This window comes from Nocardia sp. NPDC005825 (genome assembly GCF_040630175.1).
Lineage (GTDB): Bacteria > Actinomycetota > Actinomycetes > Mycobacteriales > Mycobacteriaceae > Nocardia.
The window spans coordinates 43,187-69,092 of record NZ_JBEXXC010000012.1 but is presented as its reverse complement, the minus strand read 5'-3'; the positions used below and the strand labels follow the sequence as shown (position 1 = coordinate 69,092).

Here is a 25,906-nt window from a genome sequence, read left to right as displayed (position 1 = left end):
CGCCGAAAAACTAGAGTGAATTCTAGTTTTCCGACAGAAGGTGGATTCATGCCGCGCATCCAGGACTCCCGGGCCCCCGGCCGCGTCTCGACGGCCCGGCAGCTGGAGCGCCAGCGCGCCATCCTCCGCTCCGCGGCCCGCCTCGGCGCCGAACACGGTCTCGAACGTGTCCAGATGTCGGAGGTGGCCCACTCCGCGGGCGTCGCGCTCGGCACCCTCTACCGCTACTACCCCTCCAAGCACCACCTGTTCGCGGGCGTCCTCGACGGCGCGGTCCGCGAACTACCCCACCCCCCAGCCGTTCCCGGCGACCCGATCACGGGCGCCGCCGAATTCCTGGCCGCCGCCGTCGACGAGCTCCTCCGCCACCCCCACCTGGCCCGCGCCATGATCGTCTCGATGAACGCGGTCCGCGCCGAAGGCCACGCCCTCCGCGCCGCCGACCCGACCCAGAACGCCGCCGTGGCAGCCGCCCTCGAAACCGACCACGTCATGCCCGAACGCATCCTGTCCGCCGCCGGCATCACCGCCCCGACCGACGAGGACCGCCGGCTGGCCCGCCTCCTCGAACAGTGCACCTACGGCATCCTCACCTGGACCATCGCCGGCCGCCTCACCACCCCCCAAGCCGTCTCCGACGTCCACCGAGCCTGCGAACTCCTGCTGGCCCCCTGGCGCGAACCGCACACCGGCAGCGCCGCACCGGATTTCTGAGCACCGGTCACCGCGTTCTCACCGCGTCGCAGCACCCGGCAGCCAAGCGTAATGGGCTGTGCGCGAGCCGTATTTCGCGTACCGATTGATCAATTCCTTGCTGAACGCGGCCAGGCGTCCGGAGACATGGAGTCGGCGCGGAGTGTCGTCGCGGCGCGAGGCTTGCACGACCCCGTCTCGACGCCCAAGGCTGAGCGCTTGGCCGGTGTAGCCCATGGAGAAGCGCTTCGGCGCCCGGCCCTCGATCAACCGCGCCAGCGTCGTGGCCGCGTGCGCACCCTGCGGTGTGGCGGTCGCACAGGCGAATCGGGCGTTCGGCACAGCCGCGCAATCGCCGACGACGAAGATCCTCGGATCACCTGCGCTGCGCAGGAACTCGTCGACCACCGCACGACCGTCGCGGGTCACCGGCAGGCCGCTGCGTGCCGCCAGGTCGGGCACACCCGACACAATCGCCCACAGCGTGAGCTCCGATGCCAGCAACCCACCCGATCCGAGAGTGATCGAACCGCCACCGGCGTCCACGTCGACGACGGTATCGCGTACGAGGTCCACCCCCAGCCGTTCGAGGGCGTCGAGCACGCGCTGCTGCGCACCCGGGGACAAGCTCGCGCCGATGGCCGCGCCCACCAGGCGGACCCGCAGGCCCGGGTATGCCGCGGCGATCTCGCTCGCGGTCTCGATCCCCGTCAATCCACCGCCGACAACCGTCACCGTGCTGCCCTCGGTCAACTGTCCCAGCTGGTTTCGTGCCTGCCGCGCCCCCTCCCAGGTGCCCACCGGGACCGCGCCCGCCGGCGCCACCGCGGTGCTGCCGACCGCCAGCACCGCGTAGTCGAACCCGAGTTCGCCACCATCACCCATGGTGAGGACGCCGTCACCGATTTTGTCGACCGCGCCGACACACAGGGTGATTCCGTCCCGCAGCATCGCCGTCAAAGGCGTCGCCGCACTTCCGGTTCCGGCTATCTGTTCGTGCAACCGAACTCGCTCGACGAACTCCGCGCGCGGATTGACCACGGTGATCTCCGCGTCCCGCACCCTCCTGGCCAACCGGTTCGCTGCGATGGTTCCCGCATATCCGGCGCCTACTACGACGATTTTCATCGGTTTCTCCCCTGTTCGACCCGGACCGCGTATTCGATACGCGGTCAGTGATTTCCGTCCGCGGTCCCGCTCAGCGCGAAGCTGATGACCTCACGCAGTTGTTCGAGTGGCGACCCGCCGACGGCGGCCTGGTTTCCCGCGGTCATCACGATGCCCAGATAGGCGAAGTACACGATCCGCGCCCGCCGCGCGGCTTCCGCCCGATCCAATCCGGTTCCCGCGAGCACGTTCTCGATTTCGGCGACCAACGCCAGCGCGAGCTCGGCGAAGATCGCCGATTCGTGCGTGCCACGGACGATGATCGAGCTGTACTCGCGAGACAGCCCGGGATCCTGCGCGAAGTACACGATGAACGGTTCGAACAACGCCATGACGGCCTCGCCGGGCGAATCGGGCAGTTCACCACCCTCGCCACGAGCCCGATGAACCGCCCCGATCCATTCGTCGAACACCGCGACCAGCAAGGCATCCTTGTCCCCGACCGCCATTACCGACCCCGCACTGACCCCGGCGTCCGCGGCAATCTGCCGAACCGTCGTCGCGGCGAAACCCTGTGCACGGAACAGCCTTTCAGCCGCCGCCAACACCTTCCGCCGCGTCGCGTCCCGCGCCTCGACCCGAGACTGAACATGTTCACTGAACACGTTCAGTAGATTTCCCCACTATGCGTCACCTGTCAAGCCTCGGGCGACTATGACGCGATCGAGAGAATCCGGTTTGCGGCAATTGAGGCCCGTGACCGGGCATCACCGATGTCAGCCCTCGAGGGTCGTGGCGTCCTCGCTCGGAGCACCCGCGTCGTAGGCCAGGAGCTCCCAGCAGTGGCCGTCCGGGTCATCGATCGCCCGGTTGTACAGCCAGCCCAAGTCCTGGACCTCCCGCGGTTCGGTGGCCCCCGCGGCCAGCGCCGCGTCGGCGAGACGGTCGACTTCTTCACGCGATCCGGCAGCCAGCGCGTTGATCACCTCGATCGGACCATCGGCGATGTCTCGCTTGGTGAAGGTCGCGAACGTCTCGCGCGTCATCAGCTGCACCACGACCGCGTCGGCGAAGACGACCTGGGCGGAGGTATCCCCGGTGAAGTCCGGGTTGATCGTGCCTCCCATCGCCGTGTACACCTTCGTGCTCGCCTCCAGGTCGGTGACCGGCAGGTTGACGTAGATCTGCGTGAGTGCCATTTCGTGCCTCCAAAGCTGTTCGGTGTGCCGGTGTTCCCGGCGACACCACGAACCTAGGGACGCACCTCGACCTCGGTCTTGTACAGAAGCGACAGCATCTCGTCATCGTCGACGCTCCGCAGCTGGGAAGCGGTGCGACCGATGAACCGGGTCAGCGAACGCGCAAGATGCGGCTGATCGTGGTAACCCGCCCGCTGCGCGACCTCGATCGCCGGCATCCCCTGCTGCAGCAGTAGCACGGCCTGCCTTGCCCGCTCGATCTGCCGGATCGCTCCCTGCGTCAGCCCGGTCGCCGCCGCCACCCGCCGCTGCACCGACCGCGGAGTGACCAACGTGGTCGCATCACCGCGCAGCACATCGGTGACCAGCGGATCACGCACCAGCAGTCCGGCCCGGACCAGACGGTCCACAAAAACGTCGGCGTTGTCGTAGGCCGGAATCTCCCACTCCTCGCCCTGCAGCACGAACGAGCGCGCCGTGGCGTGCGGACTCGACACCGCCGTGTCCACCAGCGCCGACATCGGCATCGGCGCCAGAAAAGCACCATGCCGGAAGATGATCCCGAGCGTCTCGCCCGCCCCCGCACCCAGCTCGAGCACCGTGGGACCGGTCTCCGGCCCGCGAACCGAAACGTGCGTCTCCCCACCATCACGCCAGACGACGAGCTCCCAATTCGAATTGGCCACCGACCGCATCCGCGAAGCAACCGCCCCCGCGCCCGACCCAGCCCGATAGACCCGCTCCACATAAGGGGAATCGGACTCGCGCTGCTCGACACCACCGGCCGGCTCGAAGCTCACGGCCAAAAACCTAGCACCAGCAGCCGACAGCGACTGCACCCGAAACCACTGGAAGCAGCGCCCACCACCCCGTGTCCTTCGTTCGACAATTCATCCGTGCTTGTCGAGTTGTACTCGGTACCACCGACATTCGGCGACGACACCGGGCGATACCATGTGCCGACGCCCCTGAAAGTCGGGGCAGACCCAGATACTGAAATGAACGCGAGTCATCCGGTTCGAACGGTAGCGTTCGGCGACCCCAGATCCCGGGGAGCCAGAGCCAGGAGAACGATGACCACACAGACTCGCCTCGGACGCCGAATCGGCTGGGGCATAACAGGACTGGCCGCAACGGTTGCCGCTGTCACTACCAGCGCACCCGCCGCATCCGCCGCCGTTCACACGCTCGCGATCTACCCCACCGGTCAAACCTATTACGTCGGATCGTCCTACGGACTGGTCGCGACGACCCGGGAGACCGCCGGGCAGCCGTGGGTGATGTTCTACGACGAGGGCCAGTGCATCGGCGGCAGCTTGGCGAGGCCGGTCGCCAATGTCGATTCCGTCGCCAACACCGCGAAAATGAACTGGGTCCCCTCGACGGCAGGTCACCACGTTCTCACCGCCAACGACGGCCACACCACCCAGACGTTCGCCGTCGACGTGCTGGCCGCACCCGCGGGAACCACCCCCGTCTCGCCCGCCCAGCCCAGCGGCTGCGGCCCCTTGGATCGGTTCCTCAACTCCGGCAGCGCCTAGACCGGCGAGTAGCTCACTCGCCATTTCTCGGGTGGCGCGCACGTGCCGGCGGGTCCGTCATCTCCGCGGGGAACCCGGCTAGGCTGAGCTGCGCGAAGGCGAGTACGCCAAGGCCAGGGAGGGAATTATATTGTTGGGCAGGATATTTCGGTGCGTGTTGACCGGGCTGCTGGTGTGGTCCGCAGTTGACGTCGCTGCCGGAGCCGAACCGGTGCCGTCACAACAGGAATCGGTGGTCGTCACCCTGCCCGAGCCGACCGGCGCCGATGCGATCGGCGTCGTGGATCTGCATCTGGTCGATCCGTCTCGTCACGATCCGTATGTCCCGGATCGTGCGCGCGAGTTGATGGTCAGCATCTGGTATCCCGCCGCCGATCGAGCGGCAATGCCGTTGCGGCCCTGGTTCTCCGAGCAGGTCGCCCGGGCCTACGCGGACAGCCTGGCCGAGGTCGGTCCGCCTGTCGCGGGGACGTGGGCGTTCGCGCCCAGCCATGGTCGGGTCGACGCGGCCGCGGACAGCGCCGGTGGGCGGCGACCGGTCGTGTTGTTCTCGCCCGGGCTGAGCATGCCCCGGGAAGCCAGTACCGCGCAGGCCGAGGATCTCGCCAGTCACGGATTCGTCGTGGTCGCCATGAGCCACACCTATGAATCGCTGGCGGTCGAATTCCCCGGCGGCCGGCTCGAGAAGAGCGTGCTGCCCGAGACCACGGACCCCGACCGGATCAAGTCGCGGATCGGACAGGCGATGGACGTCCGGGTCGCCGACACACGATTCGTTCTGGACCGGCTGGCCGACCTCGGTTCCGGCGCCGACCCGGATGCCGACGGGCATCCACTGCCCGCGAATCTCACCGGGATACTCGATCTGTCGAGGATCGCGATGTTCGGGCATTCGCTCGGTGGCGCGACCGCGGCGCAGGTGATGCATGATGATCGGCGCGTCGCCGCCGGGGTGGATCTGGATGGCTCGCTGTGGGGTTCGGTGCTCACCGACGGATTGGACCGCCCGTTCGTCCTGATCGGCGGTACCGATCACGGGCGCGCCCAGGACCCCAGCTGGCAGCAGTTCTGGGCCGCCGATCGCGGGCCGAAACTGGAATTCCGGCTCGACGGCTCGCAGCATCACTCGTTCTGCGACAACCAGCTGCTCGCCCCTGTCCTGGCTTCCGCCGGCATCCTGCCCGCCGATTTCGTCACCGCGATGGTCGGCACCATCGACCCGCACGACTCACTCGATCTGCAGCGCGGCTACCTGCGTACCTTCTTCGATACGGCGCTCGGCCGCTACAACGATCTCGCGCAGGCCCCGACCACCCTGCTGCATCCGGAAATGGTCCCCGTTCCGTAGGCGGCCGGCCCGAATCAACGCCGGCCGGAGCTCAGGGATTTGGTGAGCGGTTCCAGGAGTTTGGCTGTGCGAGTGGCGAGTTCGATGGCGGAGACGTCGAATTTGCCCTGGCAGTAGGCGAAGGCCAGGTCCAGGCCGCCGCCGACCATGATCCGGATGACCAGTTCCGCGTCGAGCGGGTCGATGTCCATGTCGCGGAACAGGATTGCCCGGTTGGCCAGATACAGGTCGAGGATCTTGCGGGCGATGTGGGCGCGGGCGCGGGCGGCTTCGCTTTCGTCGGCGTCGCGGCCCAGGACGTGCCGCATGCCGGGGTAGGTCTCGGCCAGCTCCGGCGCGACGGTCACCGATGCGTGGATCCGCTCGGTCAGGTCGCCGGCGGATGCCATCCTCGCGGTCACCACGCGGATGTATTCGTCGGCGAAGTCGTCGTACACGCCGCCGAGCAGTGCGTCCCGGTCGGTGAAGCTCTCGTAGAAATACCGCTCGGTCAACTTGGATCGCCGGCACACGGCGGTCACCGTCACCTGCGCGGTCTCCCCGGATTCGAGCAGCTCACGGGCGGCCCGGACGAGCCGCACCCGGCGATCGGCGCGACGCTCGTCGGCGCTCATCCCACCATAGGTCCGTCCCACAGCCACGGTGCGATGGTAGTCGAGCCGTCACTCCGTATCTGACAGGAGGCTTGTCAGATACGGCGCATGAGTGCACCATTGCCTCACGGACACGAACAAGGGAGTTGTTGCCGTGATTGAGGTGCACGCCGATCGTGAGACGTCGATGGTGATCGAGTCTCGATTCGTACCGCTGGCCGAGAAATTCTTCCGAACCTTCCGTTCTCGCCGATCCGGAGGCGGAGCGCTGGCGGTCTTCCAGCACGGCAGGCCCGTGCTCGACATCTGGACCGGCGTCGCCGAACCCGGCCGCCCCTGGCGGCGCGACACGATGGCGATGTCGTATTCGACGGGCAAAGGCGTCGCGGCGACCGTCATTCACCGGCTCGCCGATCGGGGACTGCTCGACTACGACCGCCCGGTGGCGGAATACTGGCCCGAGTTCGCCGCTGCGGGAAAGGAATTCATCACCGTCCGCGATCTGCTGAATCACCGGGCCGGACTGCACCGTGTCCGCGGACTGATCACGGGCGACGCATTCCTCGATCACGACACCATGGCCGCCGCGCTCGCATCCGCCCGCCCGGACCCCCGCCGCCTGCGGTCGCAGGGCTACCACACCGTCACGTTCGGACCGCTGGTCACCGAACTCGCCCAGCGAGTCACGGGGGTCGCTTTCCCCGACCTCGTACGGACCGAACTCGCGAAACCACTGGGTACAGAGGACTTCTGGTTCCGGGTCCCACCCGAGCACCGGCACCGGATCGCACCCCTGTCCCCCACGATCCGCGTCGCCGGATTCGACTTCGAGACCTTCGCGGCGCGAGCCCGCCACAGCAGGCACCTGAACGGTCTGGTGGACAGCATCCCGGAAGGCCTGCTGCGCTGGCAGAATCACCCGGCCGTGCATGATGTCGTCCAGCCGGGCTGGAACGGCGTGTTCACCGCCCGCGCGCTCGCGAAAATGTATGCCGCTCTGGCGAACAACGGCGTCATCGACGGAACCCCGTTCCTCACACCGGAAGCCACCGCCCATATCGCGCGAATGCCGCGCGGCGCCGGCCGCGACTACATCCTGAATGTGTCGCCGAGCCATTGGCTCGGCTACCACCGCCCGCTGAACACGATGCCCACCCCCGGGCTGGGCCACTACGGCACCGGCGGCTCAGGCGGACTCGCGTTCCCCGACCTCGGCCTGTCGATCGCCTTCGTCACCAACCACCTCGGCAGCCGCCTGTTCGCCGCCGGTGACTTCCGCCTGGCAGGCTTCACCTCCATGGCATACCGGCTAGCCGGCTCGCCCAGCAGATAGGACCCGGATGCGCTCCCCGATTCGGTGGTCCGACATCGTGGACCCGACCAACCTCACGATCACCGAGAATCAGCCATGACCCGCGACGATGCCCCCACCCTCCTGCGCGAACGCTTCGTCGTCGAAATCGGCATCCGGCAAGCATGGCCGTACGTGACCTTCGCCGACAACCGTGGCGGAGCCAGAAGGAGAGCAAGTCAAGTCCCTTGTGGGTGGATGCCTCCGGGGATGGCGGAAATCGTCACGGGCCGACCCGTGTGGGGCGACGATGCTACTGCGACATCATTCCGTCAGTGAGCGGAGGTATCCGTGATGACCGTGGTCGTAGGTCTCGTAGGGGCCATCCTTGGGTCTCTGATCGGAGGTTTCATCACGTATCTGACAACCCGGTTGAACATGCGGCTGACCTTGGAGCACACCTACGATCAAGCAATCCAGAACAGGCGGATCGAGCGCTATCAGTCGCTTTTCCAGCTGACCGGGTACTTCCCGCGGTACTGGCCGCCGCACATTCCTACTCCGACCCGCGATGACCTGCGCGTATACAACGACGCGTTCCGGAACTGGTACTTCGGCGAGGGTGCCGGCGGAATGTTCCTGACGCCTGCCGCGCAGGAACTGTATATGCGCCTGCGCAATGCTCTCGCCGAGATCGCCTTCAAGGACTTCACGGCACCGTGCACGGTGAGCGCCGAGCCCTTGTCGCCGACGGAGGCAAAAACCTTGCAAACGTTGGCAATCGAACTCCGGCGTCAACTCACCGAAGACGTGGGCGCAGCACATCCACCGCGCATCAAGTGGACCCGACCTGAACCGCTCCCACCCGCCCCTGAACTGCACACACATGCGGATGGCCAATCAGTCCCCGGCCCCGAAATCGCCCAGGGTACGTAGGTTTCCGTACATTCCGCTGACCGACTCAGCGGATCACCCATCGTGGAAGAGGCTCTCTGGCGGAAAGCCATTCTTGCGGTACTCCTCTGAGGCCGCCGCGGTTCCCGATACCGGTGTGCGCTGCCACTATGCCGCCGACGATGGCGGCCGTGGTGTCCGCGTCTCCGCCCGCTTCGATGCAGGCGGTGATAGCGGCCGGGTAGTCGAGCAGGTAGGTGGCCGCGGCCCAGAGGGTGAACGGAACGGTGTCCTGGGCGCTGACTCGCGCACCGTTGCCGAGTTCGTAGGCGGCTTCGGCGACGCTGCGTCCCAGTAGTTCTCGGGCTCGTCGGATACCCGCGGCGGTGTGTCCGTCGATCAGATACGGGTCAACCGCGTCGAACAGTTCGGTTGGTGTGCAGCCGGTTTCGCGGGTCGCCGCGACGTGGCTGGCCGCGACGGCCACAGCCATGGCGCCGAGGATCGCCTCGGGATGGCGGTGCGTGACCTCGGCCGACCGCGCGGCTTCAGCGGCGGCTCGGTCCGGGTTCCCGGCGTAGTGAGCACCGAGCGGGGCCACACGCATCGCCGCGCCGTTGCCCCAGGAACCACGTCCGTCGAATGCGTCCCCGGCAGCGTCGGCCCAGGGTCGCCCGTCTCGGATCTGGTGCAGCACAACGACTGTGCCGGCGCCGTAGCCCCGATAGGGCTCACAGCGGTCGGCGAAAGCAGTCGCGAGGGCATCATGGTCGATGCTGCCTCGCGAACGGATCTCGGAATACACCGAGCAGGCCATTTCGGTGTCGTCGGTCCAAGGCCAGGGTCCGGCGGGCGGTCGTCCGGCGAGCAGGTCGGGAACCGAGCTGCCGGGCACGAAGAATTGGGCACCGAGTGCGTCGCCCACGGACAGGCCGTCAAGGCTGTCCCTAACGGTGTCGAATGGTTGTGGCATACCGGGCCCATACTGCCAACCGGGATCAGCTCGTGCAATGCCCGCCCAACCGGGCTCGGCCAGACGCACACCCCGCCTCGCACAGCGGCGCCGAAAATCGCTGGACGAGGTGGGGCGGGCTGGAGAGACTGGCGCGATGAATTTCGATGTGCGCACGGCGAATTTGGAGGCGGTCAACAGTCTCACCAAGTATCCGTCGATCCAGACCTACCATCAGCTCGGCGAGCGGGGGCGGCTTACCGAGGTGGTCACCGAGTTCGGTGGGCCGGTCATCGGGACCGAGAAGATCGATGGAAGCAATGCGCGCATCGTGAGTTTGCCGGACGGGACCTGGCTGTTGGGGAGCCGGGAGGAGTTGCTGTACGCCAAGGGTGATCTGATCGGGAACCCCGCGCAGGGCATCGTGGCCGCGCTGCGGGAGTTCGCTGATCGACTGGCACCGGTCACCGATTGCGTTCGGGTTCACTATGTCGAGCTGTTCGGCGGGAAGGTCACCGCGGCCAGTAAGCAGTACACCGGACACCAGGCGGTTGGCTTCCGGCTGTTCGACGTGGTCGTGATCGAAGATTACGAGACGCTGCTCGCCCGGCCGGTGGCGGAACTGTCCGCGTGGCGGGAAGCGGGCAGTCAGTCGTTCCTGGCAGAGGACGAACTGCTGGCTGTCGCCGCTCGCGACGGAGTGGACGTCACCCCGCGGCTGTTCACCGTCGATGCCGGCGAATTGCCTCGTGATCTGGAGAAGGCACGGGAGTTTCTGGCCGAGCGTCTGCCACGGACCCGCAGCGCTCTCGACGAGGCGGGCGGCGGGAAGCCGGAGGGAATCGTGCTGCGCACCCCGGACCGTTCGGTGATCGCCAAGGCGCGGTTCGAGGATTACGAGCGGACGCTGCGCGTGCGGCGTTGAGGCCCGGGGGGCGAAATGGGCGGTGGCCGGACGCGGGAATGCGTCCGGCCACCGGCTAGTGCACTGTCAGAGCTCGAATTCGGCTCGGACCTGGTCTTCGGTGAGGCCGTAGTCGGCGAGCGAGTACTTGTGGACCGGTTTGCGGTCGCCGGACTTGCTCTCCTCGTCGAGCGCGGTCATGGAGGAGCGCGCCGAGTCGGTGTAATCCAACCCGAACTTCGAGTAGATCTTCTCGACGGTGGCGAAGGGGTCCGCGCGCAGTTCGTCGAATTCGATGTCCAGGAACTGATCCGGGTTGTAGCGGGCGCGCGCGGCATTGAACTCACGCAGGCCGCGCGACCACAGTTCCAGCTGGGACGAACCGATCTTCTCGCCCACGAAGGTGGTGGACCAGCCTGCGGTCGCCTGCTCGGACAGACTGCACGAGGAGCCGACGATGGTGACCGGGTCGCGGTGGGTCTGGATGATCAGCGCGTCGGGGTACACCTTCATCAGCGCGTCCAGGGCGAACAAATGGCTGGGGTTCTTGAGAACCCAGCGCCGTTCGTCACCCATCCCGATCAGCTGCAGGTTCTGCTTGTGCCGGGTGTAGGCGTCGGTCCAGTCCTGCTTGCGCAGCCACTCCGAATACGTCGGCAGATAGGCCAGCGATTCGTAGGAGATGGATTTCACCGTCTGGCGCAGCAGCTGCCAGCACTCCTCCACCTCGGCGGCGGTCATGTAGTGCACGCCCATGAATTCCGGATTCTCGATCCGGTGCTGGGCGAAGCCCTTGTCGACGGCCTGGTAGACGGGGTTGTCGGCCCAGGTGTCGCGGGGCGGCCGCGGCTGCGGGAAGTCGGCGAGCCACATTTCCAGGGCCTGGTGCTGCGGGTCGGCGGCGAGCAGGCGGTGCAGGGCGGTGGTGCCGGTGCGGGGCAGGCCGGTGACGAAAATCGGCCGGGTAACCTTGGTTTCGGTATACCCGGGGTTCGCCTTCCAGCTGGCTTCGCTCAGCGCGCGGGCGACGAGCGCGCCGCGCAGGAAGTAGCGGCTCATCTTGGAGCCGATCTCGGTGAGCCCGGCGTCGCGCTGGTACGAATCCAGCAGCACGCCCAGCGCCTCGTGATGGTCGTCGGACCCGAAGTCGGTGAGCCCGCAGACCTTGGTGGCCGAGGCGTGCAGGTCCTCGACGGTGCCGACGTTGGTACGTCCGGTCATGGTGATGAAACTCCTTGCTCAGACGTGGTATTCGCCGCAGTTGACGTCGATGGTCTGCCCGGTGACTGCGTTCGCGAACGGCGACATCAGGTAGACGATGGTCTGCGCGATCTCGTCGGGCAGCGGCAGCCGCTTCAGGTCGGACTTGGACGCGGTCTGCTGGTAGACCTGCTCCTCGGTGATGCCGTACTTCTTGGCGATCTCCGCGAAATACCACTTCAGCTGGTCGGTCCAGATGTAGCCGGGCAGCACGCTGTTGACGCGAATGCCCTTCTCCCCCAGCTCGGTCGCCAGGGTCTGGGACATGGCCAGCAGCGCCGCCTTGGCGATCTTGTAGCTGCCGTAGCGGGGCTCACTGTGCCGCAAAACCATGGAGTTGACCATGACGATCGACCCCTTGGTCTCGGCCAGCCCGGGCGTGAACGCCTGCGTCATGCGCAGATTGCCGAGCACGGTCAGGTCCACGCTCTCGCGGATCTGCGCGAAGTCGGTGCGCGCCAGCGGCTTCATCGACGGCACCTTGAACGCGTTGTTCACCAGCGCGTCCACCCGGCCGAACGTCTCGAGGGTCTGCTTGGCGAGGTTCTCGACGGTCGCCTCATCGGTGATATCGGTGGGCACGCACAGGGTTTCCGCGCCGCCCTCGGCCGCGATCTCCTCCGCGACCTCCTTCAGCTTGGACTCCGTCCGCGCGGCCAGCACGACCTTGGCCCCGGCGGCCGCCGCCTCCAGCGCGATGGAACGGCCCAGACCGGGTCCGATTCCGCTGACCACGACGACCTTGCCGTCCAGCAGTCCGGTCTTCAGACGGCTCATCCCAGCATCCTTTCCGCGAAGGCGCGCTGGCGTGCGGCGATCCGCTCACGCCATCCGGCCTCGTCGATTCGATTCAGTTCATGGTGCGGCAGACGTTCCGCCACTTTGTCGAACGGCACCAGTTCGATGGTCGGCCCGTCCTCGGGCGTCATGGTCCGCGACACCCGCTGCCAGCGGAACTGGAGAATGCCGAGCTTGCGCCCGGTGGTCTCGATCCAGTTGGCGACGCCCGGATTCCGCGCCGACACGACCATGCGGATCATCCCGTCCGGATCCACCTGCGCCTGCCGGTGATTCAGCGAGGTCTGGTGGTTGACGTAGTCGAGGGAGATGTACCAGCGGCTGCCCAGCTGGAATCCCTGGTACGGCGCATCGGATTTCGGCACGGTGATGATGAGCGCCTGGTCGTCCTCGAGCTCGAAGTGCCCGACCGAGGAGTACTGGGTGCTGAGCCCGCCCGGGGTGAGCCGCGGTTCGGTCAACGTGTTGACCGGCAGGTTCAGGTAGAACCACTTCGGGAAGTTGAACCAGGTGTGCACGCGGGTCAGCAGCATGCGCCCGGCCGCCCGGTACCGCTTGCGCAGCTGTTCCACACCCGCTTCGACCGGCGCGGTGCCGATGGTGTCGACCCGCTCGATGCGAATGGTGCCCTTGCGCTCCGTGTTCCAGTCGCTGTACACCTCGCGCACGGCCAGCATGGACGCGCCCTCGGCGAGCACGAAGTAGTTCGGCTCCGGATTCTCCTTGGGCGGCCCGAAACGCAGCTGGTAGCTACCGTCCGGATTGATCTCCAGCCGCCGGTCGTCGAACGCGTCGTCGCCGTTGGGCACATCGGAGGCGGTGTAATCACCCTTGAGGACCTGGAAACTCAGGTCGACGGTGCTGCCGCGCACGCCGGTGAGCAGGTATTCCGCACCCGGCTCGATATTGGCGCTGTAGTACAGCGTGTCCGGATTATCCAGGCCCATCTTGGTATAGGGCCCGGTCGCGGTGACCAGGTACGGGTGCGAGGTGCCGTGCGCCCGCGACAATTGCAGCACCGCGGCGATGCCGGCCTGCAAATAGTCGTATCCTTCGGCCAGGTCGTGCGGGTCGCGGATGAAATCCGCACCGGCGATGAGCTTCTCGGCCTCCGCGACGGCCGCCAGGAACGGTTCCGTGAGCGGCTGTTCGGCCTTGTCGTTGTCTGTCATCAGCTGTCAGCGATCCCTAGTGTCTCTCGAATTCGATGGGCGATCTCGGCCGGCGTCCCGTCCGAGGGGGTGATGGTGAGGTCGGCGAATTCCGGCCGCTCGTACGGCGAGCTGACACCGGTGAATTCGGGCAGTTCCCCGGCGCGGGCCTTCTGGTACAGGCCCTTCGGGTCCCGCAGCTCGCACTCTTCCAGGGGCGTGTCGACGAAGATCTCCCGGAACGGAAGCTGCTTGGCGTCGTGCAGTTTCCGCGCCTCGCGGCGTTCGGCGCGGAAGGGACTGATCAGCGAGACGATGGCGACCACGCCCGCGTCGGCGAACAGCGCCGCCACCTCGGACACGCGGCGGATGTTCTCGCGGCGGTCCTCATCGGTGAAGCCGAGGTTCTTGTTCAGCCCGTGCCGCAGATTGTCGCCGTCGAGCAGATAGGCGGGCTGCCCGGAAGCGATGAGCTGCCGCTCCAGTTCCACTGCGATGGTGGACTTCCCGGAGCCCGAGAGTCCGGTCAGCCACACGGTCGCGCCGGTGCTGAGCCGCTGCCCGCGCTCCACGGCGGAGCTGTGCCACACCACGTTCGAGGCCTTGTGCCCGACCTTCGGCGCGCCCGTGGAGCGTCCGGTGATCATGCCCGCGGCCACGGTCTGGTTGGTGGATTCGTCGATGAGGATGAAGCTGCCGGTGGCCCGGTTCTCGCGGTAGGGGTCGAACAGCAGCGCCTGCCGGCTCTTCAGCGTGAGCCGCCCGATGTCGTTGAGCCCCAGCGCTTCCGCGTCGGTCTGCCGGTGCAGGGTGTTGACGTCGAGCCGGTAGTCCAGGTCGGTCACCTCGACCTTGGAGGTCTGGGTGGCGGTCCGGATCGAGTACGAGGTGCCCGCGCGCAGTTCGGTGTCGTCGGAGAACCAGCACACCATGGCGTCGAGTTCCCGATCGGTGTGCGGCTGGTTGCCGGGCCGGGCGAGCATATCGCCACGGCCGATATCGATTTCGTCGTCGAGGGTGAGCGAGACCGCCATGCCGGTGAACGCCTCGTCCACCTTGCCGCCGCCGGGACCCCAGATCTGGTTGACGTGGCTGGTGCGGCCCGACGGCAGCACCACGACCTGGTCGCCCGGCTTGAAGATGCCGCCCGCGACGGTGCCCGCGTAACTGCGCTGGCTCTCCCCGTGCGGCCGGATCACGTACTGCACCGGCAACCGGTTGTCGATCAGGTTGCGGTCGGAGGCGACGTGCACTTCCTCCAGGTGCCGCAGCAGCGGCGGCCCCGGATACCAGCTCGCGGTGTGCTCGGAGGCGTCCACCACATTGTCGCCGTGCAGCGCCGACACCGGCACGAAGCTGAGGTCGCCGACATCGAGTTTGGTGGCGAAATCCGCGAATTCCGAACGGATCTCCTCGAATCGCTGCTCGGACCAGTCGACCAGGTCCATCTTGTTCACGCACAACACCAGGTGCCCGACGCCCAGCAGCGAGGACAGGAAGGCGTGGCGGCGAGTCTGCTCGGAGACGCCCTTGCGCGCGTCGACCAGGATCAGCGCCAGGTCCGCGGTGGACGCGCCGGTCACCATGTTCCGGGTGTACTGCACGTGCCCGGGGGTGTCGGCGATGATGAACTTGCGTCGCGGCGTGGTGAAGTAGCGGTAGGCGACGTCGATGGTGATGCCCTGCTCGCGCTCGGCGCGCAGGCCGTCGGTGACCAGGGACAGGTCGGGCCCGTCGCCGCCGCGCGAGAGGCTGGCGCGCTCGATGGCGTCGAGCTGATCGCTGAACAGGCTCTTGGAGTCGAACAGCAGCCGCCCGATGAGGGTCGACTTGCCGTCGTCCACACTGCCGGCGGTGGCGATCCGTAACAGGTTGCGGCGCATCAGAAGTAGCCCTCTCGCTTGCGATCTTCCATGCCGGACTCGGAGATCCGGTCGTCGGCGCGGGTGGCGCCGCGCTCGGTGAGGCGGGTGGTCGCGGTCTCGGCGATCACCTCGACCGGGTTGGAGGCGCCCGATTCCACGCAGCCCGTGCAGTCCGCGTCACCGAGGGTGCGGAACCGGACGGTCGCCTCGAATCGCCGCTCGTCCGCGCCGAATTCCAGGAATCGGTTCTCCGCCAGCAGCATTCCATCGCGCTCGACCACGGTGCGGCGGTGCGCGTAGTACAGCGACGGCAGTTCCACCTCGGCCTGGTCGATGTACTCCCAGATGTCGAGCTCGGTCCAGTTGGACAGCGGGAACACGCGAATGTGCTCGCCCTTCCGATGCCGCCCGTTGTAGAGGTTCCACACCTCCGGCCGCTGCGCGCGCGGATCCCACGCGCCGTACTCGTCGCGGAAGCTGAACACCCGCTCCTTGGCGCGCGCCTTCTCCTCGTCGCGCCGCGCCCCGCCGAAGACCGCGTCGAAGCGGTGCTCGCGGATGCTGCGCAGCAGGGTGGCGGTCTGCAGCCGGTTGCGGGTCTCGCCCGGCCGCTCGGTGACCCGGCCCGCGTCGATATCGTCCTGCACCTTGCCGACCAGCAGCTGGGCGCCCAGTCGCGCCGCCGTGCGATCCCGGAAGTCGATGACCTCGTCGAAATTGCGCCCGGTGTCGATGTGCAGCAGGGCGAACGGCAGCGGCGCGGGCCAGAACGCCCGCCGCGCCAGTTCCAGCATGACCGCCGAGTCCTTGCCACCGGAGAACAACAGCACCGGCCGCTCGAAGGTGGCCGCCACCTCCCGAATGATGTGCACCGATTCCGCCTCCAAGGCGTTCAGGTGCGACAGCTCATATCCCGTGCGCATCTCTCGTCCCATTCGCCGCGTCTGTCGAACCGGTCGGGTTCTTGCCAACCCTTGCGGTGTCGAATATTCGACGCTATTGTTCGATAATGTGACACCGACGATAAGTCGGTACCGGGCGACGGTCAATACCCGCGCCCGAATTGGCGCGCACCGTCATCACCGGAATCGGCCGACGCCACTACCGGACTCGGCCCGCGCCACCGCCTGGACCGGCCCGGCCGGGGTCGCCGCTGTACATGACCGATACACCGACCGATACGATTTCCGCGCGCCCCTCCCGCACCGCGGGACCGACACCTGCAGGAATCGAGTTGCCTGAATCCACCACCGCTCCAGTGGCTTCCACCCCCGCGACGGTGACCGAACCCTGCGTGTCACCCCCGACCCACCGCGTCGTGCAGGCGATCGAACTGCTGTCCCGGCATTCCGGCGAGCGCCTGTCCCTGGCGGCCATCGTCCGCGCCACCGGCATGTCACGCGCCACCGCGCACGCCGTGCTCACCCAGCTGTGCGCCGACGCCTGGACCGTCCGCGACCCCGAGGGCAACTACAGCCTCGGCCTGGGCCTGCTCGCCGTGGCCCGCCGCGCCGACACCGCCTTCCCGGTCCGCAGCCTCGCCCTCGGCGCGATGCACACCCTGGCCGCCGACGCCGGCGTGCCGGTCTTCCTCGCCGAACGCGAATTCCAGAGCGGCTCCCGCGCCGCCGCCAAACCGGACGCCGCCCCGGACACGATCGTCATCACCGAGGTCCTGGGCACCCCTTCCGCCCCCTGGATCCGCCCGGCCCGCCGCATGCCGTTCGCCCCGCCCGTCTGCCGCGAATTCGTCGCCTGGGCGCCCGAACCCGAGCGCGCCGCCTGGCTCGCCGCCGCCGACCCGGCCCACCGCGACCGCCTCGCGGCCGTCCTCGACGCCATCGCCACCCGCGGATATTCCGTCGAACGCCTGGCCGACGACTCCGCCCCGATGCTGGAAGCCCTGGGCGCCCTACGCCATTCCCCCGTCACCGACCCTCTGCGTCACCGCCTCAGCGCCATGATCGCCGACCTGATCACCATCGACTACCTGCCCGACGAACTCGGCGACCAGAACGCCGTCGTGTCCGTAGCCGCCCCCATCTTCTCCCCCGACGGCCCCGTCATCGCCTCCATCGTCGCCTGCCCCGACACCAATCTCTCCGCCGCGGGCCTCGGCGACCTGGCCGCCGCCACCATCGCCGCCGCCGACACCGTCACGGCCTCGCTGCGCAGCTGACACCCGCGCCGCCGCCGCAAGACGGCCCGCACCGGGTCGGTGCGGGCCGTCGAATCAGGTTGCGAACGTCAGCGATTCGCGAGTTCCGAGAGCTGGAAGGCCAGCTTGTGACGGAAGGCGGGGATGCGGGCGAGGGTGCTGATCACCAGGTTGCGGATCATGCGGGCGGGGCGGGCGCGGAGGGTGGCCATGCGGGTGACCCGGTCGGTGAAGGCGACGACGCCGAGAGCCACCGGGCGGCGGGTCGTCTCGTAGTCGTCGAGCAGCGAGGCGGGGGCGCCCGCGACCACGGCGGCCAGCAGGCGGCCGAGGACGACCGCGTCCTGGATACCGGTGTTCATGCCCTGACCACCCGCCGGGCTGTGGACGTGGGCGGCGTCGCCCGCCAGCAGGATGCGGCCCGCGCGGTAGTGGTCGGCGACGCGGTGGTGGACGCGGAAGCGTGAGCTCCAGACGATCTCCTCGACCTTCGCGTGGGCGCCCGGGCGGCGGGCGTCGACCAGGCCCTGCACGTAGGCGAGGTCCTGGTGCTCAGGCGCTTCGGCGACGGTGGCGACGATGCGGAAGCGGTCGGGCCGCGCGTCCGGCAGCGGGGCGATGACGGTGACACCCTCGGGCGAGAGTTGCAGGCAGACTTCGTCACGCGGCTCCGGCCAGGTCATGCGGACGTCGGCGAGCACGAAGGATTCGGGGTAGGTGGCGCCGGTGAAGCCGATGCCGGCCGCTTCCCGCACCTTGCTGTGCATGCCGTCCGCCCCGATGACCCAGTCCGCGCGAACGGAATTCGCGACGCCGTCGGCATCGGTGAAGTCGACGGTGACGCCGTCCGCGTCCTGGGTGAGCCCGGTGACCTCGGCGTGCCGGACCACCTGCGCGCCCGACTTCTCCAGCCGCGCCAGCAGGATCGCCTCGGTCGATTCCTGACCGAGCATGACGGTGTAGGGGTGTTCGGTGGGCAGCCCCGTGAAGGAGACGCGGGCCAGCGTCCGGTCGCCGTCTCGCATGACGAAGTTCGGCACCACGAGCCCCTGCTCCAGCAGCCGCTCGGTGACCCCGAACTCCTCGAGCACCTCCAACGTGCGAGCGTGCACCACCACCGCCCGCGAGGTGTTGGCCCCTTCGGCGAGCCGATCGAGCAGCACCACGTCCACGCCCGCGTCGGCGAGCGCGATTCCGGCGGTCATGCCGGCGGGACCGGCACCCACGATGACGACCTGGGCGGTGGCGGGCACTGCGTTCATGACAACTCCCGAATCTCTGCCAACACTTGTTGGCCAACGTCTGTTGAATTAGACGGTACGACCCGGTCAGCCCTATGTCAACAGTTGTTGGCCAACGATTGTTGGCAACTTTTCAGCGGTCGGTCGCAGCGGCCAGGGACTGGAAGACGCCCGCCGTGCGGCTGTGCGGGGTCGCGCAGTAGACGATCACCCGCTGATCGGTGTCGGAGATGTGCAGCACCTGGCACTGGAAATCCAGCGGACCCAGTTCCGGATGACGGATGCGTTTGCGGTGGGTGCGGCGCACCTCCACGTCGTGCGCGCCCCACATGTCGGCGAAACGTGGTGAGGTGCCCAGCAATTCGGTGACCAGTGCGGCGAGTGCCGGATGCCCCGGGTAGCGGGCGTAGGCCGCGCGCAGGTCGGCGATGAGGGCGCGGGCGAAGTCGCGGGTGTCGGCCTCGGCCCACTGCGGGTGGTCGACGGCCTCCCGGAACATCCAGCGGATCATATTGCGCTCGTGGCCGGGCACGGTGTCGAGATCGCCGACGAACGGGGTCGCGGCCCGGTTCCAGGCGAGCACCTCGTAGGTGGCGTCCACCACGTAGGCCGGGGTGGCGAGCGCGTCGAGAATGGTCCGGACCGACTGCGGCACCGTCTTGTTCGGCCCCGCCACCACCGGCGGCGCCTCCCCCGCGATCCGGAACAGGTATTCGCGTTCGTCGACGGTCAGCATGAGCGCGCGGCCGATCGCCGCCAGCACCTGCCGCGAGGGTTTCGCCCCGCGCGCCTGCTCCATGCGGATGTAGTAGTCCACCGAGATCCCGGCCAGCTGCGCCACCTCCTGACGCCGCAGGCCGGGCGCGCGACGGTTCAGCCCCAGGGGCAGTCCGACGTCGGTGGGTGTGAGCCGGTTGCGCCGGGCCTTGAGAAAGGCCGCGAGCTCGCTACGGTCAGCCATGACTCCAGTGTGGGCCGGTATTCCCGTCCAGGGTGGTACAAACCGGTCCTCCCGCGGAATCCGCTGCCGCGCGAAGCTTTTCACATGAGCAGAACAGCATTCATCACCGGAGCCAACAAGGGCATCGGCTACGAGACCGCCCGGCAGCTGGCCGCACGCGGCATGACCGTCCTGATCGGCGCGCGCGATCCCGGACTCGGACAGGCCGCCGCGGACAAGCTGCGGGCCGAGGGCGCGGACGCCCACTTCATTCAGATCGACGTCGCCGACGAGGATTCCGTCGCCCGCGCCGCCACCCGCATCGAGTCCGAGTTCGGCAGGCTCGACGTGCTGGTCAACAACGCGGCCATCACCGGCGGCCTGGAAGGCGACGGCACGGCGTCCTCGGGCACCCTGGCCACCCTGCGACAGGTGTACGACACCAACGTCTTCGGCCTGATCGCGGTCACCAACGCGCTACTGCCGCTGCTGCGGCGCGCGGAGGCCGCGCGAATCGTCAACGTGTCCAGCGAAGTCGGCTCCCTCACCGCGCGCACGGATCCGGACAGCCCGCTGTCGAAGATGCCCTCCGCGATCCCCTATACCGCGTCCAAGACCACCGTGAACATGGTGACGGTCCTCTACGCGCAGGAACTGAAGGACACCCCGATCAAGGTGAACGCCGCCAACCCCGGCTACACCGCCACGGATCTAAACGGCCACAGCGGTTTCCGCACCCCCGAACAAGGCGCGGAACCCAGCGTGTATCTGGCGACCCTGCCCGCCGACGGACCGACCGGCACTTTCTGGGGCCACGTGTGGGGTAGCGAGGAGTACGCGCGGCTCGCCTGGTGAGCGCTACCAGCTGCCCGTCGACGGCGGGTCGCCGCGGTGCCACATATCGTTGCGATCACGCATACAGCGCGGCTGCCACCATTCGTGGTGTTGCTTGCAGTGGTGGATGAACCAGGCGTCGCCCTGATCGCCGCCGCCGTCGCGGTCCGAGCCCTGGTCGTCGTGGCGGGCGGCGACCGGGCCGGCCACCGGAGTGGTCGGCGGTGCGGCCTGGGCCGCGGCCAGACCCGTCACCAGTGGCGCCGTCACCAGCACGGCCGCCAGTACGGCCGTGGGAGTTCTTACCGACATAGGATCACTTCTTCGTATCACGGAGTGCACCAAGACGATCCATGACCATTCCCCCAGCCCTTCCCGGCGTGGACCGCGACGACCATTGAACGCCGCCCGCGTCACGCCGCAAGGGCCACCGGGATCCACTTTCGGCGGATCTTCCGCTTTCGAACGTGATGAACCGTCTATACGACTGGACGCCCGCTCGTCTTCTCGTGCAGCAGCAGAAGCGAATACGCGGCAACGGTCTGCGCGTCCACGATCGCCCCCGTCCGGATCAGGTCCTCGAACTCGTCGCGGGTGAACCACCCCGACTCCATGTCCATCTCCGACGGCTCCCGCTCGTGCGGCCCCTCGGTCAGCTCGGTCGCCAGCACCACCGTCCCGTAATGCGTACTGGTGGCCGGAGCCGGAGCCACCTTCCCCAGCACCGTCAACGTCCCCGCCCGCAACCCGGTCTCCTCCCGCAGCTCCTGCCGGGCCACCTCGACCAGATCGCTCTCCCCCGCCACCGCCCCACCCGGGAACTCCCAGCACCGCCGCTGCAACGGATACCGGAACTGCTCCACCAGATGGAACCGCTCCCCGTCCCACGGAATCACGATCGCGAAGTCCGACTTCCGGATGAAGGCGTAGATCGACTCCTCCCCATCGGCCTGCCGGACCACATCCTCCCGCAGCGTGATCCACCGATTCGAATACACCTCACGACCGCTCACCGTCTCCATGCCCCGATCCTCCCTCATCCGGACCGAGATCAGCGGAGTCCGGAGATCACGGCTACTATCCCGCCGTGCGTGTGGGAGGCAAGCAGGTGACCGAGGGTGCGGCGGTAGCCGCGGTGGCCGCCGTATCGGCCGGGTTCACGGCGATCTACTGGCGCGACCATCCGCTGATGGCGCTGTTCCCCTGGTACTACTACGGCGCGCTGATGCTGGCCGTCCTGATTCACGAACTCGGACACTTGGCGGTAGGACGACTTTTCGGCGCGTATCCCCTGATCGTGTGCATCGGAACGCGGCGCGGCGCCGGTGGTCTGCGCTTCGAATTCGGTTCGGTGACGGTGCGGCTGGGTCTCTATCCGGGCGGACGGGTGCACTGGTCGGTGCAACCGAGCCCACGCGGCCGGCGGCTGACCGTTGCCGCGGGTCCGCTCGCGAACCTGATCTCCGCGGGCATCTTCGCCGCGGTCTGGGCGCAGGCAGCTCTGCCGCTGCCGGTGGGGTTTTCGTTGACGGTGCTTTCGGCAATGCTCGGGCTGAGCAACTTGCTGCCGTTCCGAACTCGCGACGGCAGCTACAGCGACGGCGCGCAGCTCTTCGGAACCGTCCCGGCCGACGCCGTGCCGACGCTATCCGACCAGACCCGCATCGACTTCGGCAGCTCCCCGCCGCCCGACCCTCAGCCCGCCGCCTCCAGCGACGAGACCCTCCAGCGGGCCGCCGGAACGGTCCGGGCACTGTGCGAGATCGCGCTCACCAAACCCGATCTCACGGCCGCCGAGCTCGAGCTCACCGGCACCCGCATCGCCTGGCTGGCCGAGAACGCCCCGCGCACACCGCAGGTCGAGGCCGTGATCGCGCTCTACGAGCGGCGCGTGGGCGCCGCGTCAGAGCTGGCGGGCGGGAGCTAGCGCGTCGCGGGCGTCCATGAGCGCGAAGCCGAGGAGGTTCTCGCCGCGCCACAGCGTCGGGTCGGCGGCGTCGGGATTCTCCGCGCCCAGCCCGATGCCCCAGATGGTGTCGCGCGGTGCGGCTTCCACCAGCACCTTCTCGGTGGTAGCGAGCAGGAAGTCCCGGAGCGCGTCGTGCTGGCCGAATTTGGCGATGCTGCCGCGCAACACGATGTCGAAGCGGTGGGCTTCCCAGGTGTCCTGGTCGAAACCGGAGATGGCGCGGCCCAGGCGTTTCGCGTCCGCGGGGGTGTCACTGGCGAGGATGCGGGTGCGCATGTCCTCGTCACCGAACAGACGGGCCTTCTCGGCCATCATGAAATGTTCGGCGCTGGAGTAGGTCTGGCCGTCCACGGTGAAGTCGACGGGCCACCACTGGCTGAGCACCCACTTGCCGACCTCGTGCCCGGGGGTGCGGGTGTGCCCCCAGAAGAAGAGGAACTCCGGTCTCGCTCCGGCCGCCATATCCGCTGTCAGCTGCGCCCTGTCCACGCCGCGACCCTAGCCGACCCAGATGACACAGTTGTGAAGAAATCCCGCCACACCGGCGACGCGCCGCCGCGATCCCGCCCGGCCGGACCGTTGTGCCCGAATCAGCGAGCGAGCGCCCGCAGTTGGGTCATGACCTCGGCGGGCGGATGGTCGTGGACCCGGAAGCGCGGCGGGTCGTACTCGCCGGCGAGTTCCAGTGGCACCAGCCCGGACACGTCGTCCCAGGCCACCCGGAAGACGTCACCCTCGCCGGTGACGAAGCAGATGAAGTCCGCGGCGGGCAGCAGATTCGTGGCGCCGTCGGTCCAGGAGGTCATGGTGTATTCGCTGCCGTCGGGCGCGCGCACGTGCAGCAGTTCCATGATCGCGCCCTCGCGATCGTCCTCGGCGCGCAGCTTCTCGGTCTGCGACCGGTACGCGCCGACCGCGAGTTGCGCCTGCGCGTGCCGGATCTCCGCGTAGGCCGGATGGTCCTCGTCCACTCGCAGCGGCATCAGGTCGCCGTTGCCGTCGACGGTGTAGGGCACCGCCGACAGCGGGCGCAGCGCGGCCTCGTGCCGCTCGGCCGCCAGGGTCAGCAGCTGCGGCAGCGCCTCCGGCGTCGCCCCCAGCACCACCAGCATGCCCAGATGGCCGGGCAGGAAGAACAGTGGCGTACTGCCGGTTCGGGTCCGCACCCCCGCCAGCCAGCCCGCCACCAGGGGTAGGGAACCGACGTAGTTCTCGCCGTCGTCGTCGGCGAAGTCCAGCACCCGCACCCCCTGCCCCGGATCGAAGGCGGTCAGCGTGCTCATGGCCAGCTCGGTCAGATTGGCGTGCGCGACCGCGTACACCTGCTCGTCGTCCACGCCCCAGCGCGAAAGATCCTGCCGGGTCACGAATTGCACGGTGCTGGGCAGATCGATCACCACCAATTCGGACAGATACGGCAGCGCGGGCCGGGTGAGCACCATGTCCTGGCCGTCGGCCTCGGCGACCCGCACCGCCCCGTATCCGGCCCGCCGCACCACCGGCCGCAGCTTCGGTGACACCTCGTCCCAGCTCTCCCGGGCGTCGGAGGGCAGCAGCATGCTGTCGACGACCTCGAACAACTCGGCGCTGATCTTCCCGGCGAACCGGCGGTACAACGTCTCCAGCCGCAGCGTCGCGGCGTACCCGTTGGTCAGCCGGCACGCGATCTCGAACGCCTCCGCGTCGAACTGCGCGAACTCCACCGCGTCGTACCCCCGCACCTGCTCCAAGATCTTCTTGCCGAACCGATTTCGCGGCGACCCGAAAACCCCACCCAGGAAACTCATAGGCCGGACTCTACGCGCGAGCGCAATTCGCGCGGTTGTGGTTAGCTGTAGCGCCATGAGCACGCCCGTCTCCACCCACCCCGACGAGTTTCTGCCCCGCGACACCGCGGATGTGGTTCGGACCGTTCGGGATTCACGTCGTTCGACGAAACCGCTGATCATCCGGGGTGGGGAACGTCCGGACGAGGAGTTCGGACTGCCCGTGCAGGGCGCCACCCTGAGCATGCGGAAGATGAACCGCGTGCAGGTTGTCGACGCCGATGCCAGGACTGTGCGCGTGCAGGCGGGGGCACGGCTGTCCGACATCGATCGCACCCTGGGCGCGCACGGGCTCGGGCTGCCCATCGTGGGCGACCATCGCGACATCACGGCGGGCGGATTCGCGGCGGTGGGCGGGCTGTCGGCGGCGTCGCATCGCTTCGGCATGTTCTCCGACAATGTCGTCGAACTCGAATACGTCGATCAGGACGGGCGTTTCGGCACCTGCGGGCGCACCCACCACGCGGAACGCTTCCGCAAGATCCTGGGCGGCGGCGGGCGCACCGGCATCATCACCGCGCTCACCCTCGAGGTGACGGGCGTGGACAAGGACCGCACCTGGCTCACCACCGACGCGCACCGCTTCCTGGACTTCGACACCTGGGTGGAGCACTCCTACCGCGAGATCCAGTCGCCGGGCGACTCCATGCTGCAGGTGGGCCGCTGGATCGACACCGCGCCGCTGAAGGTCGCGCGCCCGGTCGGCACCGGCACCGTGCAGCTGGGCACGGTCCGTTTCGGCCAGTGGTCGAGCCTGCACCCCACCACCCCCAATCTGTCGCTGCGCGCCCGGCGTGAGGTCGGCGCGCGCGCCCGGAAGTCGCTGGGCGCCATCGCCGCCTCGGCGGGCGGCCGCGCCGGCATGCCGGTCCGCAATGCCGCGGCCGGCGCGCTCATGTTCGCTCCGAAGGTGCTGACCCTGCGCGACGCGGAGTACCTGGCCGACACCGTGATCAGCTCCTCGGAGCGCGGACCGGCCTACCGCATCTCGCTTTTCGCGCCCATGTCCAACTACGCGCGGGTGTTCCACGGCCTGCACGACCTGTTCTCCGGGCACCGTGAGCGCACCGGCTGCTTCACCGTGATCTCGGCCATGACCTACGGCGTGCGCTCGCGTTACCTGCGCGAACTCGATAACGAGGACCACGGCTTCATCACCTTCACCTGCCGGCTGCGCCCGGCGGCGCTGCCCTCGGAACTGTTGCGGGACATCGTGTCCGGAATCGACGAGATCTGTGTCGCCGAACGCGCCCGGCGTTATGACCCGACCGAATAGAATGTGTTCCGCCGCACTGCCAGCTATCGGTTAGCAGCCGGGAGGCGCGGCGGTATCGATACTGTC

At 68.1% G+C, this 25,906-nt stretch carries 27 protein-coding genes and 1 pseudogene; 10 read left to right on the top strand and 18 right to left on the bottom strand.

Going from position 1 to position 25,906, the window contains the following annotated elements; genetic code table 11:
- Positions 1–48: 48 nt before the first annotated feature.
- A complete protein-coding gene (locus tag ABZ382_RS28165) occupies positions 49–714 on the top strand; it encodes a TetR family transcriptional regulator (protein ID WP_357094859.1) in 666 nt (221 codons plus the stop codon).
- Between the two features lie 18 nt (positions 715–732).
- Here the strand turns inward: ABZ382_RS28165 and ABZ382_RS28160 are convergent, their stop codons facing one another.
- The 5 genes and pseudogenes from ABZ382_RS28160 to ABZ382_RS28140 form a co-directional block, all read right to left on the bottom strand.
- Entirely contained in the window at positions 733–1,821 is a 1,089-nt protein-coding gene (locus ABZ382_RS28160; RefSeq protein ID WP_357094857.1) for an FAD-dependent oxidoreductase, read from the bottom strand.
- Between the two features lie 44 nt (positions 1,822–1,865).
- On the bottom strand, positions 1,866–2,309 hold the full coding sequence (locus tag ABZ382_RS28155) for a TetR/AcrR family transcriptional regulator (protein ID WP_357095284.1): 444 nt from the start codon (positions 2,307–2,309) through the stop codon (positions 1,866–1,868).
- Positions 2,310–2,318: 9 nt separating this feature from the next.
- Positions 2,319–2,408, bottom strand: a pseudogene (locus ABZ382_RS28150) (TetR family transcriptional regulator); the annotation flags it as partial.
- 168 nt (positions 2,409–2,576) lie between these two features.
- Complete coding sequence (locus ABZ382_RS28145; RefSeq protein WP_357094854.1) at positions 2,577–2,999, bottom strand: VOC family protein; 423 nt, start codon at positions 2,997–2,999, stop codon at positions 2,577–2,579.
- A 53-nt stretch (positions 3,000–3,052) separates the two neighbouring features.
- Positions 3,053–3,799 carry a helix-turn-helix domain-containing protein gene (locus ABZ382_RS28140; RefSeq protein WP_357094851.1) on the bottom strand — a complete coding sequence of 249 codons (747 nt, stop codon included), beginning with the start codon at positions 3,797–3,799 and terminating at the stop codon, positions 3,053–3,055.
- Positions 3,800–4,072: 273 nt separating this feature from the next.
- On the opposite strand from ABZ382_RS28140, the gene ABZ382_RS28135 reads away from it, so the two are divergent.
- Positions 4,073–4,540 carry a hypothetical protein gene (locus ABZ382_RS28135; RefSeq protein WP_357094849.1) on the top strand — a complete coding sequence of 156 codons (468 nt, stop codon included), beginning with the start codon at positions 4,073–4,075 and terminating at the stop codon, positions 4,538–4,540.
- A 154-nt stretch (positions 4,541–4,694) separates the two neighbouring features.
- A complete protein-coding gene (locus ABZ382_RS28130) occupies positions 4,695–5,888 on the top strand; it encodes an alpha/beta fold hydrolase (protein ID WP_357094847.1) in 1,194 nt (397 codons plus the stop codon).
- Positions 5,889–5,902: 14 nt separating this feature from the next.
- Here ABZ382_RS28130 and ABZ382_RS28125 read toward each other — a convergent pair whose 3' ends face one another.
- Complete coding sequence (locus ABZ382_RS28125) at positions 5,903–6,529, bottom strand: hypothetical protein (protein ID WP_357094844.1); 627 nt, start codon at positions 6,527–6,529, stop codon at positions 5,903–5,905.
- Between the two features lie 106 nt (positions 6,530–6,635).
- Between ABZ382_RS28125 and ABZ382_RS28120 the strand changes: the two genes are divergently transcribed.
- Together ABZ382_RS28120 and ABZ382_RS28115 are read left to right on the top strand one after the other, a co-directional pair.
- Entirely contained in the window at positions 6,636–7,814 is a 1,179-nt protein-coding gene (locus ABZ382_RS28120; protein ID WP_357094841.1) for a serine hydrolase domain-containing protein, read from the top strand.
- 312 nt (positions 7,815–8,126) lie between these two features.
- Positions 8,127–8,708 carry a hypothetical protein gene (locus tag ABZ382_RS28115; RefSeq protein ID WP_357094838.1) on the top strand — a complete coding sequence of 194 codons (582 nt, stop codon included), beginning with the start codon at positions 8,127–8,129 and terminating at the stop codon, positions 8,706–8,708.
- Positions 8,709–8,733: 25 nt separating this feature from the next.
- Here ABZ382_RS28115 and ABZ382_RS28110 read toward each other — a convergent pair whose 3' ends face one another.
- Entirely contained in the window at positions 8,734–9,639 is a 906-nt protein-coding gene (locus tag ABZ382_RS28110) for an ADP-ribosylglycohydrolase family protein (RefSeq protein ID WP_357094836.1), read from the bottom strand.
- A gap of 37 nt (positions 9,640–9,676) precedes the next feature.
- Here ABZ382_RS28110 and ABZ382_RS28105 point away from each other — a divergent pair, with 37 nt between their 5' ends.
- Positions 9,677–10,543, top strand: a complete 867-nt coding sequence (locus tag ABZ382_RS28105; RefSeq protein ID WP_357094833.1) for an RNA ligase family protein — start codon at positions 9,677–9,679, stop codon at positions 10,541–10,543.
- 66 nt (positions 10,544–10,609) lie between these two features.
- Here the strand turns inward: ABZ382_RS28105 and ABZ382_RS28100 are convergent, their stop codons facing one another.
- Genes ABZ382_RS28100 through cysD form a run of 5 tightly spaced genes read right to left on the bottom strand, consistent with a single transcriptional unit; the run spans position 10,610 to position 16,519 of the window.
- Positions 10,610–11,749, bottom strand: coding sequence for a sulfotransferase (locus tag ABZ382_RS28100; protein ID WP_357095245.1), 1,140 nt, complete (start codon positions 11,747–11,749; stop codon positions 10,610–10,612).
- Between the two features lie 12 nt (positions 11,750–11,761).
- Positions 11,762–12,559, bottom strand: a complete 798-nt coding sequence (locus ABZ382_RS28095; RefSeq protein ID WP_357094830.1) for an SDR family oxidoreductase — start codon at positions 12,557–12,559, stop codon at positions 11,762–11,764.
- On the bottom strand, positions 12,556–13,752 hold the full coding sequence (locus ABZ382_RS28090) for a hypothetical protein (protein WP_357094827.1): 1,197 nt from the start codon (positions 13,750–13,752) through the stop codon (positions 12,556–12,558). Before ABZ382_RS28090 ends, ABZ382_RS28095 begins: the two co-directional genes overlap by 4 nt.
- Complete coding sequence (gene cysC, locus ABZ382_RS28085) at positions 13,752–15,614, bottom strand: adenylyl-sulfate kinase (protein ID WP_357094825.1); 1,863 nt, start codon at positions 15,612–15,614, stop codon at positions 13,752–13,754. The genes ABZ382_RS28090 and cysC overlap by 1 nt, the downstream gene beginning before the upstream one ends.
- Positions 15,614–16,519: a sulfate adenylyltransferase subunit CysD gene (cysD, locus tag ABZ382_RS28080; protein WP_357094822.1), complete on the bottom strand. Its 906-nt coding sequence runs from the start codon at positions 16,517–16,519 to the stop codon at positions 15,614–15,616. Before cysD ends, cysC begins: the two co-directional genes overlap by 1 nt.
- A 335-nt stretch (positions 16,520–16,854) precedes the next feature.
- Here cysD and ABZ382_RS28075 point away from each other — a divergent pair, with 335 nt between their 5' ends.
- Positions 16,855–17,775 (top strand): helix-turn-helix domain-containing protein, encoded by a 921-nt coding sequence (locus tag ABZ382_RS28075; protein WP_357094819.1) that lies wholly within the window; start codon positions 16,855–16,857, stop codon positions 17,773–17,775.
- A 68-nt stretch (positions 17,776–17,843) separates the two neighbouring features.
- Here ABZ382_RS28075 and ABZ382_RS28070 read toward each other — a convergent pair whose 3' ends face one another.
- Positions 17,844–19,016, bottom strand: a complete 1,173-nt coding sequence (locus tag ABZ382_RS28070) for an FAD-dependent monooxygenase (protein ID WP_357094816.1) — start codon at positions 19,014–19,016, stop codon at positions 17,844–17,846.
- A gap of 112 nt (positions 19,017–19,128) precedes the next feature.
- Positions 19,129–19,956 (bottom strand): helix-turn-helix transcriptional regulator, encoded by an 828-nt coding sequence (locus ABZ382_RS28065; RefSeq protein ID WP_357094813.1) that lies wholly within the window; start codon positions 19,954–19,956, stop codon positions 19,129–19,131.
- A gap of 84 nt (positions 19,957–20,040) precedes the next feature.
- On the opposite strand from ABZ382_RS28065, the gene ABZ382_RS28060 reads away from it, so the two are divergent.
- Positions 20,041–20,790: an SDR family oxidoreductase gene (locus tag ABZ382_RS28060; RefSeq protein WP_357094811.1), complete on the top strand. Its 750-nt coding sequence runs from the start codon at positions 20,041–20,043 to the stop codon at positions 20,788–20,790.
- A gap of 3 nt (positions 20,791–20,793) precedes the next feature.
- On the opposite strand, the gene ABZ382_RS28055 is transcribed toward ABZ382_RS28060, so the two are convergent.
- Entirely contained in the window at positions 20,794–21,081 is a 288-nt protein-coding gene (locus ABZ382_RS28055; RefSeq protein WP_357094809.1) for a hypothetical protein, read from the bottom strand.
- 167 nt (positions 21,082–21,248) lie between these two features.
- On the bottom strand, positions 21,249–21,791 hold the full coding sequence (locus ABZ382_RS28050; protein ID WP_357094807.1) for an NUDIX hydrolase: 543 nt from the start codon (positions 21,789–21,791) through the stop codon (positions 21,249–21,251).
- A gap of 65 nt (positions 21,792–21,856) precedes the next feature.
- Here ABZ382_RS28050 and ABZ382_RS28045 point away from each other — a divergent pair, with 65 nt between their 5' ends.
- Positions 21,857–22,696, top strand: a complete 840-nt coding sequence (locus ABZ382_RS28045) for a M50 family metallopeptidase (protein WP_357094805.1) — start codon at positions 21,857–21,859, stop codon at positions 22,694–22,696.
- Here ABZ382_RS28045 and ABZ382_RS28040 read toward each other — a convergent pair.
- A complete protein-coding gene (locus ABZ382_RS28040) occupies positions 22,673–23,227 on the bottom strand; it encodes an NADAR family protein (protein WP_357094802.1) in 555 nt (184 codons plus the stop codon). The genes ABZ382_RS28045 and ABZ382_RS28040 overlap by 24 nt on opposite strands.
- A gap of 101 nt (positions 23,228–23,328) precedes the next feature.
- Positions 23,329–24,525, bottom strand: a complete 1,197-nt coding sequence (locus ABZ382_RS28035) for a hypothetical protein (RefSeq protein WP_357094799.1) — start codon at positions 24,523–24,525, stop codon at positions 23,329–23,331.
- 55 nt (positions 24,526–24,580) lie between these two features.
- On the opposite strand from ABZ382_RS28035, the gene ABZ382_RS28030 reads away from it, so the two are divergent.
- Positions 24,581–25,840: an FAD-dependent oxidoreductase gene (locus ABZ382_RS28030; RefSeq protein WP_357094796.1), complete on the top strand. Its 1,260-nt coding sequence runs from the start codon at positions 24,581–24,583 to the stop codon at positions 25,838–25,840.
- The last annotated feature ends 66 nt before the right edge of the window (positions 25,841–25,906 follow it).